This is a genomic window from Streptomyces sp. BV286 (assembly GCF_019090165.1).
In the GTDB taxonomy this organism is placed as follows: domain Bacteria; phylum Actinomycetota; class Actinomycetes; order Streptomycetales; family Streptomycetaceae; genus Streptomyces.
Map to the genome: position 1 here is coordinate 1 of NZ_JAHRIB010000014.1, position 10,435 is coordinate 10,435.

8 protein-coding genes are annotated in these 10,435 nt (G+C 70.6%); 7 read left to right on the forward strand and 1 reads right to left on the reverse strand.

What is annotated here, in order from left to right; genetic code table 11:
* The first annotated feature begins 471 nt into the window (after window positions 1-471).
* The 3 genes from KUF83_RS01640 (at window position 472) to KUF83_RS01650 (ending at window position 4,771) form a co-directional block, all read left to right on the forward strand.
* The gene (locus tag KUF83_RS01640; protein ID WP_217452676.1) at window positions 472-1,467 is read left to right on the forward strand and encodes an SCO0930 family lipoprotein; all 996 of its coding nucleotides are present in this window, start codon (window positions 472-474) and stop codon (window positions 1,465-1,467) included.
* 359 nt (window positions 1,468-1,826) lie between these two features.
* The gene (locus KUF83_RS01645) at window positions 1,827-2,639 is read left to right on the forward strand and encodes an SAM-dependent methyltransferase (RefSeq protein WP_217452677.1); all 813 of its coding nucleotides are present in this window, start codon (window positions 1,827-1,829) and stop codon (window positions 2,637-2,639) included.
* A complete protein-coding gene (locus KUF83_RS01650; RefSeq protein WP_217452678.1) occupies window positions 2,636-4,771 on the forward strand; it encodes a bifunctional diguanylate cyclase/phosphodiesterase in 2,136 nt (711 codons plus the stop codon). Before KUF83_RS01645 ends, KUF83_RS01650 begins: the two co-directional genes overlap by 4 nt.
* A 150-nt stretch (window positions 4,772-4,921) precedes the next feature.
* Here the strand turns inward: KUF83_RS01650 and KUF83_RS01655 are convergent, their stop codons facing one another.
* The gene (locus tag KUF83_RS01655) at window positions 4,922-5,806 is read right to left on the reverse strand and encodes a LysR family transcriptional regulator (RefSeq protein WP_217452679.1); all 885 of its coding nucleotides are present in this window, start codon (window positions 5,804-5,806) and stop codon (window positions 4,922-4,924) included.
* A gap of 130 nt (window positions 5,807-5,936) precedes the next feature.
* On the opposite strand from KUF83_RS01655, the gene KUF83_RS01660 reads away from it, so the two are divergent.
* The 4 genes from KUF83_RS01660 (at window position 5,937) to KUF83_RS01675 (ending at window position 10,401) form a co-directional block, all read left to right on the forward strand.
* Window positions 5,937-6,608 (forward strand): succinate dehydrogenase, encoded by a 672-nt coding sequence (locus KUF83_RS01660; protein ID WP_217452683.1) that lies wholly within the window; start codon window positions 5,937-5,939, stop codon window positions 6,606-6,608.
* Window position 6,609: 1 nt separating this feature from the next.
* Window positions 6,610-8,562 (forward strand): fumarate reductase/succinate dehydrogenase flavoprotein subunit, encoded by a 1,953-nt coding sequence (locus KUF83_RS01665; protein WP_217452680.1) that lies wholly within the window; start codon window positions 6,610-6,612, stop codon window positions 8,560-8,562.
* Window positions 8,559-9,308: a succinate dehydrogenase/fumarate reductase iron-sulfur subunit gene (locus tag KUF83_RS01670; RefSeq protein WP_217452681.1), complete on the forward strand. Its 750-nt coding sequence runs from the start codon at window positions 8,559-8,561 to the stop codon at window positions 9,306-9,308. Before KUF83_RS01665 ends, KUF83_RS01670 begins: the two co-directional genes overlap by 4 nt.
* Before the next feature lie 322 nt (window positions 9,309-9,630).
* Window positions 9,631-10,401, forward strand: coding sequence for a GNAT family N-acetyltransferase (locus tag KUF83_RS01675; RefSeq protein ID WP_217452682.1), 771 nt, complete (start codon window positions 9,631-9,633; stop codon window positions 10,399-10,401).
* Window positions 10,402-10,435 lie beyond the last annotated feature (34 nt).

Genomic DNA, 10,435 nt, shown 5'->3' on the forward strand with positions numbered 1-10,435 from the left:
CCGCCACCGCGCCGCCCCCGCCGGGGCCGGTGGAGGCGTACGCGCACGCGTCGGCGGTCGCGGGGGCCGGCGCGCCACCCGCGACCCAGGTCAGGGTGAACAGCGCCAGCAGCCGTATGACGAGGGCGAAACGGGGCGGTGGGTTTCGTAGTGGTCCAGACACGATCGCGATCATCGGTCCTCGCGCGCTCGCGCGCGCGGGACTGGCGGCGGGATTGCCCCGAAGGAGGGACAACGGAGCATCACGCGGTTGCCACGGGGCGCCACCCGGCCCTCTCGGAAGGGGCCGGGCCGGCCTCTCGGAAGGGGGTCGGGCCGGCCTCTCGGACCTCATCCCGAGCAGCAGTCCCGGGCGTTACCTGAAAGAAATGTGTGCGCTCTTTGAACACTCACCGCACCCCCGCCCGTACCTAGGGCCATACGCGGTGCTGAGCAGCGCCGCAACACCTATGACGACAGCGGGAGTTACCAATGAAGACCTCCTGGCGGAGCGCCTCACTCGTAGCGTCAGCTGCGGCAGTGCTGGTGCTGACGACGGCGTGCGGTCAGGACAAGGCGGACACTTCGACCGGAAGCCAGAACGTGGGCGCGGCGCCCGCGGCCAATGGCTACGGTACGGCGGGGGCGGCCGGAGCGAGCCCGGGTACCGAGACCGGTGCCGCCGCCACAGCGGGACAGGGTGCCGCGGCCCAGGGCCAGAGCGCCGGGCAGCTTGCCGTTGCGGACACCGACAAGCTCGGCGAAGTGGTGACGGACAGCGCGGGCATGACGCTCTACCGCTTCGACAAGGACACGGCGGAGCCGCCGAAGTCCACCTGTGAAGGCGACTGCGCCACGGCCTGGCCCCCGGTCCCGGCCTCCGGCGCCGCCGCCCCGGTGGGCATTGACAAGGCCCTGCTCGGCGAGGTCACCCGCCCCGACGGCACCAAGCAGCTCACGATCGACGGCTGGCCGCAGTACCGGTACGCGAAGGACACCAAGGCCGGTGACGTCAACGGCCAGGGTGTGGGCGGTACCTGGTACGCGTCGGCTCCCACCGGCAAGAAGGCGTCCGGCGGGGGCGGGGGCGGGGGTGGCGCGGCCGCCGACCTGGCCGGTCTGTCGACCCGTAACGACCCGGAGCTCGGCGAGGTCGTCATCGACAAGAACGGCATGACGGTCTACCGCTTCGAGAAGGACACCCCGTGGCCGATGAAGTCGGCCTGTGTCGGCGCGTGCCTCGAGAAGTGGCCGGTCGTCGAGCCGGTGGACGCCGCCGACACCAAGGGCATCGACAACAAGAACGACGGCCGTCGCGGCTACGTCGTCCTGAACCGTCCGGACGGCCTCAAGCAGCAGAGCATCGACTGCTGGCCGCTCTACACCTTCGCGGGTGACAAGAAGCCCGGTGACACCAACGGGCAGGGCGTCGGCGGTACCTGGTACGCCATCTCGCCCGAGGGCAAGCCGCTCGGCAAGCCGAAGTAGCCACACCACACGACCACTTCCCCGGTCGGTGACCGATGTTCCGGCACTCCGAAAAGAGAGTGCCGGAACATCGGAACAAGTGCGCACACCCACCGCTTCGCCCCCTCCGCACCGTACGGAGGGGGCGATGCGGCTTTTTCACATCCGAACGGCCCCCGTCCCGGCTCTTCGTGACTCTGCGCAGTTCTCACCGATCTCTTTGGAACGCTTCGGTGTGATTTCGCAAGGCATTCCATTTCGGCACGTGCCGGAGGCAGTGACCTGGAACGGACGGTCAATTTCCGTTTCCCCTCGCTCCATTGGCGGGCGATCAGTAGCCTCAGCTCGAACACCGGATCGCCTACGCCTTGGAGAGATAGATGGAGCGTCCCGCCTGGGCCCCACGTGGCATCGACATCTCGGTGCCGAGCGTGAGCCGCATCTACGACTACTACCTGGGCGGATCGCACAACTTCGAGGTCGACCGGGAGGCCGCGCGCAGGGCCATGGAGTTCATGCCGGGGCTGCCCAAGATCATGCAGGCGAACCGGGCGTTCCTCCGCCGGGCCGTGCGCTTCGCGGCCGACGAGGGCATCGGCCAGTTCCTGGACATCGGCTCGGGAATACCCACCTACGGCAACGTCCACGAGGTCGCCCAGAGTGCCCGCCCCGGCGCACGCGTCGTCTACGTCGACCACGATCCGGTGGCCGTGGAGCACAGCAGGGCCGTCCTGGACGGCAACGAGGACGCGGACGTCATCACCGCGGACCTCCGCAAGCCCCAGGAGATCCTCGCAAGTCCCCAGCTTCGGGGGCTGATAGACCTGAATCAGCCAGTGGCGCTCCTTCTCGTTGCCATACTTCACTTCGTGGAGGACGAGGACGACCCGTACGGGGCGGTGGCAGAGCTGAGGGACGCGCTTGCGCCCGGCAGTCTGTTCGTCGTCACGCACGCCTCGTACGAGGGAATCCCGCTCCCACCGGAGCGGGCCGGCGGCGCCGTCGACGTCTACAAGGACATCCGCAGCCCGCTGATCATGCGCTCGCGCGAGGACATCGCGCGGTTCTTCGAGGGGTACGACATGGTGGAACCCGGACTGGTGCCGATGCCGACGTGGCGGCCCGACCCGGCGTCCGAGGACGAGGATCCCTATTCCTACTCGGGTTTCGCGGGCGTGGGGCGCAGGGCGTGACCGCCGAGCCGGACGGGCCGGAGGACAGACTGCGCAGGTTCGCGACGATCTGGAGCCGGGCCGTGTACCCGGTCACCGCGACGTCCCTGACCCGGCCGGAGTTCGAGCAGCGTCTCGTGCCGCTCGCCCGGCGCCTGAGCGAGGCACTGCGGGCCAGGACGTTCGAGGCGGCCGAGGGGCAGGCCGTCGGCGCGGCGCTCATCGACGCGCACTGCACCGAGCCCGAGGCCCTCAGCGCCACGCTCGACTGCGTCGACGCGTATCTGGTGCTCTACTGCGGCGGGGACGGCCTCCAGGAAGACCTGCGCGCCCGCTCGGCGCGGTTGCAGCACGCCATGGCCGCCGGGTTCGCGCATGCGCTGCGGGAGCGGACGCTGACCGAGCAGGAGACCATCGCGCGCGCCGCCCTCCAGGCCCAGGGCATCGTCGCGGACGCGCTGCACGCGACCGAGGCACGCTTCCGCGCGGTCTTCGAAGGCGCGGCCATAGGCATCGGCGTCGCCGATCTCGACGGCAACATCCTGCAGGTGAACAACGCCCTGCTGCGCATGTTCGGCGGCACCGAGCAGTCGGTGCGCGGACGCAACGTCACCGACTGGACCCACCCCGAGGACGCCCCCCAGGTGTGGCGGCTCTACGAGGAGCTGGTGCGCGGCGACCGCGAGCACTACCACGTCGAGAAGGCCTTCTACCGGCCCGACGGAACGGTCCTGTGGACCAACCTCACCGTGTCGCTGCTGCGTGACGCGGACGGGGAGCCGCAGTACCAGCTCGCCCTCATGGAGGACACCACCGAGCGCCGGCTGCTCAACCTCCGGCTCCGGTACGAGGCGACGCACGACGCCCTCACCGGACTGCCCAACCGCACCCTGTTCTTCGAGCGGCTCGACAAGGTGCTCTCCGCGGGCGGCGGCATGCGCTTCGGGCTCTGCTACCTAGACCTCGACGGCTTCAAGACCATCAACGACAGCCTCGGGCACGCGGCGGGGGACCGGCTGCTCGTCGAGGTCGCCGACCGGCTGCAGTCCTGCGCGACCGCGCCCGGCGAGATGGTGGCCCGGCTCGGCGGCGACGAGTTCGTGGCCCTGACCACCGGGCCCGACACCGAGAGCGAGGTCGACGCGCTCGCCGACCGCATCATGAACGCCCTGATCACCCCGGTCCGTATCGACGGCCGGGAACTGACGGTCCGCGGCAGCATCGGCATCGTCGAGGGTCCGGCGGGCGAGCGCGGCCCGGCGGAGGTGCTGCGCAGCGCCGACATCACGATGTACCGGGCCAAGTCGGCGGGCGGCAACCGCTACGAGCTCGCCGACCCCGAGGCCGACGCCCGGGCCATCACCCGGCACGGGCTCACCACGGCGCTGCCCGCGGCGCTGGACCGGGGCGAGTTCTTCATCGAGTACCAGCCGCTCGTCCACCTCGGCGACGGCAGTGTGCGCGGTGCGGAGGCCCTGGTCCGCTGGCTGCACCCGCAGCACGGTGTGCTCGGTCCCGACCGGTTCATCCCGCTCGCCGAGCACACCGGCCTGATCGTCCCGCTCGGCCGCTGGGTCCTTGAGCAGTCGGTCCGCCAGGCCCGCGAATGGCAGGAACGTCACGCCGATGCCGGACCGCTGCGCATCAACGTCAACCTGTCCCCGTGCCAGCTGACCCATCCCGGCCTGGTCTCCGACACGGTCGACATCCTGGAGCGTGTCGGCCTCGAACCGGACTCGCTCTGCCTGGAGGTCACCGAGTCGGCGCTGATCGGCGCGGACGACGACCTCCTGAAGCCGCTGCGCCGGCTCGCCGAGATGGGAGTCGACATCGCGCTCGACGACTTCGGCACGGGGTACTCGAACCTCGCGAACCTGCGCCGCCTCCCGGTGAGCATCCTCAAGCTCGACCGGTCCTTCACCCAGGGCATGCAGCAGTTCCCGGCCGATCCAGTCGACCTCAAGATCGTCGAGGGGATCGTCTCCCTGGCCCACAGCCTGGACCTGGCGGTCACGGTGGAGGGCGTGGAGACGGGGGCGCAGGCCGAGCAACTGCGCCTGCTCGGCTGTGACACCGCCCAGGGCTGGTACTACGCCCGCCCCGGTCCGCCGGACCGGCTCCACGACCTGGCACTCGTGGACGCGACGGGCTGACCGCAGGTCCGCTGTGGCCGGCCGCGCAGTTCCCCGCGCCCTGTCAGGGGCGCGGGGAACTGCGCGCTCAGCCACGACGCACCCGCACGGTGAGAGCGCGCCGTGCCGCCGACGTCCCCGAAGGGGCGCGGGGTACGGCCCGACCGCGGCTCACCGTTCCAGCAGCATCCGCTGCAGCTCACGGGCGGCCCGAGGCGGAGCCACATCGCTGCGGTGCGCCAACGCGATGGTCCGGGCAAGTCCGGGCCGGGCCAGCGGCGTCACCCGCAACCCCCGCCCCGACCGGGTCGCCACCATCCGCGGCACCACGGCCACCCCCAGCCCCGCCCGCACGAACCCCAGCACCGCGTCCATCTCCCCGCCCTCCACCGCGAAATCCGGCTCGAACCCGGCGGAACGGCACGCGGCGACGGTGAGTTCACGCAGGTCGTAGCCGTGCCGGAACATCACTAGGCGCTCGCCCTCCAGATCGGGGATGCGGACGGTCCGGCGGCCGCGGCCCGGCGCGGGAGCGTCCGGCGACGACACCACGACCAGGTCCTCCCGCAGCACCTCCACCGTGGTCAGCGCGGGCGAGGGCGTGGGCAGGGGAAGAACCACGAGGGCCAGATCGAGTGCTCCGCGGGCCAGCTCCCGTACGAGGTCGTGGGAGCCCCCCTCCTCGATCAGCAGCCTGATGCCCGGATACCGGTCGTGGAAGGCGCGCAGCACGTCCGGCAGCAGCCCCGTGCACAGGCTGGGGGTCGCGCCGAGGCGTACCCGGCCGCTGCGCAGCTGAGCCAGCTCCTGCACCTCGTGCCGGGCCGTGTCCGCGTCGGCCAGGATGCGACGGGCCAGTGGCAGCAGCGCCTCTCCGGCGTCCGTGAGCGTGATGTTCCCGCGGGCCCGGAGGAAGAGGTCGGCCCCCAACTCCCGCTCCAGCGCCTTGATCTGCTGGGACAGCGACGGCTGGGCCACGTGGACCAGGTCGGCGGCCCGGGTGAAGTGCCGGGTCTCGGCGACCGCCACGAAGTACTGGAGCTGCTGGAACTGCATTCCTCCATCGTACGTCTCTGATAGGGGTTGCCTATGGAAACGAGCTGATCCATGTCTTGGACCGATCGACCCTGTCGGCCCTAGCGTCTGTCTCATGGCTCTGGCAACGCGGACGGACCGAAAACCGTCCATGACGCGCACCATGTGGGACTCGTCCGTCGGCAAGAAGACCGTGATGGCCGTCAGCGGCCTGATCATGCTGGGGTACCTGGTCGTCCACATGCTGGGCAACCTCAAGATCTTCTTCGGTTCGGGGGAGTTCAACCACTACGCGCACTGGCTGCGCACCCTCGGCGAGCCCTTCCTGCACTACGAGTGGGCGCTGTGGATCGTCCGCGTGGTCCTGGTCGCCGCCGTCGTCGCGCACGCCGTCTCCGCGTACCAGCTCAGCCGCCGCGACCTCAGGGCGCGCCCCACCCGGTACGTGCACAAGAAGGCCCGGGCGAGCTACGCGACGCGCACCATGCGCTGGGGCGGGATCATCCTCGGCCTGTTCATCGTCTGGCACATCCTGGACCTGACGACCGGCACCGTGCACCCGGGCGGCTTCCAGCACGGGCACCCGTACCAGAACGTGATCGACACCTTCTCCACCTGGTACGGCAACGTCATCTACATCGTCGCGATGCTCGCGCTCGGCCTGCACGTGCGGCACGGCTTCTGGAGCGCCGCACAGACCCTCGGCGTGGGCAGCCGCACCCGCGACCGCGCCTTCAAGACCATCGCCAACGTGCTCGCACTGGTGCTGACGGTGGGCTTCATCGCCGTACCCGTGGGCGTGATGACCGGAGTGGTGAGCTGACATGACCTCTGCATTCGCCGAGTACACGACCGGAGAGCCGGTCGTCGACACCAAGGCCCCGAAAGGGCCGGTGAACGAGCGCTGGGACACCCGCCGCTTCGAGGCCAAGCTGGTCAACCCCGCCAACCGCCGCAAGCACACCGTGATCGTCGTCGGTACGGGACTCGCAGGCGGTTCCGCCGGCGCCACGCTCGCCGAACAGGGCTACCACGTCGTGCAGTTCTGCTACCAGGACTCCCCGCGCCGCGCCCACTCGATCGCCGCGCAGGGCGGTGTCAACGCCGCGAAGAACTACCGCAACGACGGCGACTCGGTCCACCGCCTGTTCTACGACACCGTCAAGGGCGGCGACTTCAGGGCGCGGGAGTCCAACGTCCACCGGCTCGCACAGATCTCGGTGGAGATCATCGACCAGTGCGTCGCCCAGGGCGTGCCCTTCGCCCGCGAGTACGGCGGCCTCCTCGACACCCGTTCCTTCGGCGGCGTCCAGGTGTCCCGGACCTTCTACGCCCGCGGCCAGACCGGCCAGCAGCTGCTGCTGGGCGCCTACCAGGCGCTGTCCCGCCAGATCGCCGCAGGGAACATCGAGATGCACGCCCGCACCGAGATGCTCGACCTGATCGTGGTCGACGGGCGGGCCCGGGGGATCGTGGCCCGCGACCTGATCACCGGGAAGATCGACACGTACTACGCGGACGCCGTCGTCCTGGCGAGCGGCGGTTACGGCAACGTCTTCTACCTGTCGACCAATGCCATGAACTCCAACGCCACCGCCGTGTGGCGGGCCCACCGGCGCGGTGCGTACTTCGCCAACCCCTGCTTCACGCAGATCCACCCCACCTGCATCCCGCGTACCGGCGAGCACCAGTCCAAGCTGACGCTGATGAGCGAGTCGCTGCGCAACGACGGCCGGATCTGGGTGCCGAAGGCGAAGGGTGACGACCGCCCGGCGAACGAGATCCCCGAGGACGAGCGCGACTACTACCTGGAGCGCGTCTACCCGGCCTTCGGCAACCTCGTCCCCCGTGACATCGCCTCCCGGGCCGCCAAGAACGTCTGCGACGAGGGCCGCGGGGTGGGTCCCGGAGGGCAGGGCGTCTACCTGGACTTCGCCGACGCCATCGCACGCATGGGCCGGAGGGCCGTCGAGGAGAAGTACGGCAACCTCTTCGACATGTACGCGCGGATCACCGCCGAGGACCCGTACACCGTGCCGATGCGGATCTACCCCGCCGTGCACTACACGATGGGCGGCCTGTGGGTCGATTACGACCTCCAGACCACCGTCCCCGGCCTGTTCGCCATCGGCGAGGCCAACTTCTCCGACCACGGGGCGAACCGGCTCGGCGCGTCCGCGCTGATGCAGGGCCTCGCCGACGGCTACTTCGTCCTCCCGTCGACCATCAACGACTACCTCGCCCGGCACCCTCACCACGAGGACGTGAGCGACGAACACCCCGTCGTCCAGGAGGTGCTGGCCGACACCGAGGACCGGCTGCGGCTCCTGCTCGCCGTCGACGGAGACCGCACCCCCGACTCCTTCCACCGCGAACTGGGCGAGCTGATGTGGGAGTTCTGCGGCATGGCGCGTACGGAGACGGGTCTGCGCAAGGCCCTGGAGCGCATCCCGCAGATCCGCGAGGAGTTCTGGCGGCGCATCAAGGTCCCGGGCACGGGCGAGGAGTTCAACCAGTCGCTGGAGAAGGCCAACCGCGTCGTCGACTACCTGGAGCTCGCCGAGCTCATGTGCCTCGACGCGCTGCACCGCGAGGAGTCCTGCGGCGGCCACTTCCGCGAGGAGTCCCAGACCCCGGACGGCGAGGCGGCCCGCCGCGACGAGGAGTTCTCCTACGCGGCCGCCTGGGAGTTCACCGAGACCGGGGAAGCACCCGTCCTGCACAAGGAAGACCTCGTCTTCGAGTACGTCCACCCCACCCAGCGGAGCTACGCATGAAGCTCACCCTGCGCGTCTGGCGGCAGCGGAACACCGACGCCGACGGAGCGATGTCCACGTACGAGGTCGACGGCATCTCGGCCGACATGTCCTTCCTGGAGATGCTGGACACCCTCAACGAGGAGCTCATCCTCCGGGGCGACGACCCCGTCGCCTTCGACCACGACTGCCGCGAGGGCATCTGCGGAGCCTGCTCGCTCGTCATCAACGGCGACGCGCACGGCCCCGAGCGCACGACCTCCTGCCAACTGCACATGCGGTCCTTCGAGGACGGCGACACCATCGACGTCGAGCCGTGGCGCGCGTCCGCCTTCCCGGTGGTGAAGGACCTGGTCGTCGACCGGTCCGCCTTCGACCGGATCATCCAGGCCGGCGGGTACGTGACCGCGCCGACGGGGGCCGCGCCGGAGGCGCACGCCACGCCGGTGCCCAAGCCGGACGCGGACTTCGCGTTCGAGCACGCGGAGTGCATCGGGTGCGGGGCGTGCGTGGCGGCCTGCCCGAACGGCGCGGCCATGCTGTTCACCTCGGCCAAGGTGAACCACCTCAACGTCCTGCCGCAGGGGGCGCCCGAGCGGGAGACGCGGGTGCTCGACATGGTGGCGCAGATGGACGAGGAGGGGTTCGGGGGGTGCACGCTCGCGGGGGAGTGCGCCACCGTGTGCCCGAAGGGGATTCCGCTGGTCTCCATCACGGGGATGAACAAGGAGTGGCTGCGGGCCACTCGCAGGTCGGCGAAGCGGTAGCGCTCCGCTGGGTCTGCTGTTGATCGGCGGCTGTTGTTCCGCCGCGGGTGCGTGGGGGCTGGTCGCGCAGTTCCCCGCGCCCCTGACGGGCCCCGACGGGGCGCCCCACCGAACGTTCGCCGAGGGTGCGGACGGGCGGGACCGATGTGGTGCTCAACCCCGGTCCCGCCAAGCACCCCCTGGCATTCAGCAAGCTCACACCCGGCCTCTCTCCACGGGTTACTCGCCGGTCAGCCGGTGTCGGAAGAACAGGAGCGCACGGGCCGTACGCACGGTCCGCCGCGCCGCTCCGCCGCATCCGGCCCATGACCAGGAGAGAGCCATGACCGGCGTTTCCACGCTCGACAGCCCCCCACTGTCGACGGCACCCGCCCGCTACACCGTCACCCTCGCCCGCGACGAGTCCGACGTCCGGGCCGCACAGCGACTGCGCCACGACGTCTTCGCCGGAGAGATGGGCGCCCTGCTGACCACCTCCCGGCCGGGCCTCGACACCGACGCCTTCGACGCGTACTGCGACCACCTGCTCGTGCGCGACACCACGACCGGCCAGGTCGTCGGAACCTACCGGCTGCTGCCGCCCGAACGTGCCGCGGTCGCCGGACGGCTGTACTCGGAGAGCGAGTTCGACCTCGGGCCCCTCGCCGGGATCCGCTCCGGCCTCGTCGAGGTCGGCCGCTCCTGTGTCCACCCCGACCACCGCGACGGCGCCGTCATCGCGCTGATCTGGGCTGGCATCGCCCGCTACATGACCGACGGCGGCCACGAGTGGCTGGCGGGCTGCTGCTCGGTCCCGCTCGCCGACGGCGGTGCGCTCGCCGCGGGGACCTGGGACCGGGTGCGGGGCCGGTACCTGGCACCCGACGAGTACCGCGTACGGCCGCTGCGGCCGTGGAACGCCGAGGGCGTCGCGCGCCCCGCCCGCACCGAACTCCCCCCGCTGCTGCGCGGCTACCTGCGGCTCGGGGCCTGGGTCTGCGCGGAACCCGCCCACGACCCGGACTTCGGCGTCGCCGATCTGTACGTGCTGCTGTCGATGCGGCGGGTCGACCCGCGCTATCTGCGGCACTTCCTCTCCCTCGTGCCCGCGTGATGAGCGCGCCCCGCACCGGTGCGACCCCGCGCCC

Coding starts and splice junctions, on each gene's coding strand:
- KUF83_RS01640 (WP_217452676.1), top strand. CDS start 472: ATGAAGACCTCCTGGCGGAGCGCCTCACTCGTAGCGTCAGCTGCGGCA.
- KUF83_RS01645 (WP_217452677.1), top strand. CDS start 1,827: ATGGAGCGTCCCGCCTGGGCCCCACGTGGCATCGACATCTCGGTGCCG.
- KUF83_RS01655 (WP_217452679.1), bottom strand. CDS start 5,806: ATGCAGTTCCAGCAGCTCCAGTACTTCGTGGCGGTCGCCGAGACCCGG.
- KUF83_RS01660 (WP_217452683.1), top strand. CDS start 5,937: ATGACGCGCACCATGTGGGACTCGTCCGTCGGCAAGAAGACCGTGATG.
- KUF83_RS01665 (WP_217452680.1), top strand. CDS start 6,610: ATGACCTCTGCATTCGCCGAGTACACGACCGGAGAGCCGGTCGTCGAC.
- KUF83_RS01670 (WP_217452681.1), top strand. CDS start 8,559: ATGAAGCTCACCCTGCGCGTCTGGCGGCAGCGGAACACCGACGCCGAC.
- KUF83_RS01675 (WP_217452682.1), top strand. CDS start 9,631: ATGACCGGCGTTTCCACGCTCGACAGCCCCCCACTGTCGACGGCACCC.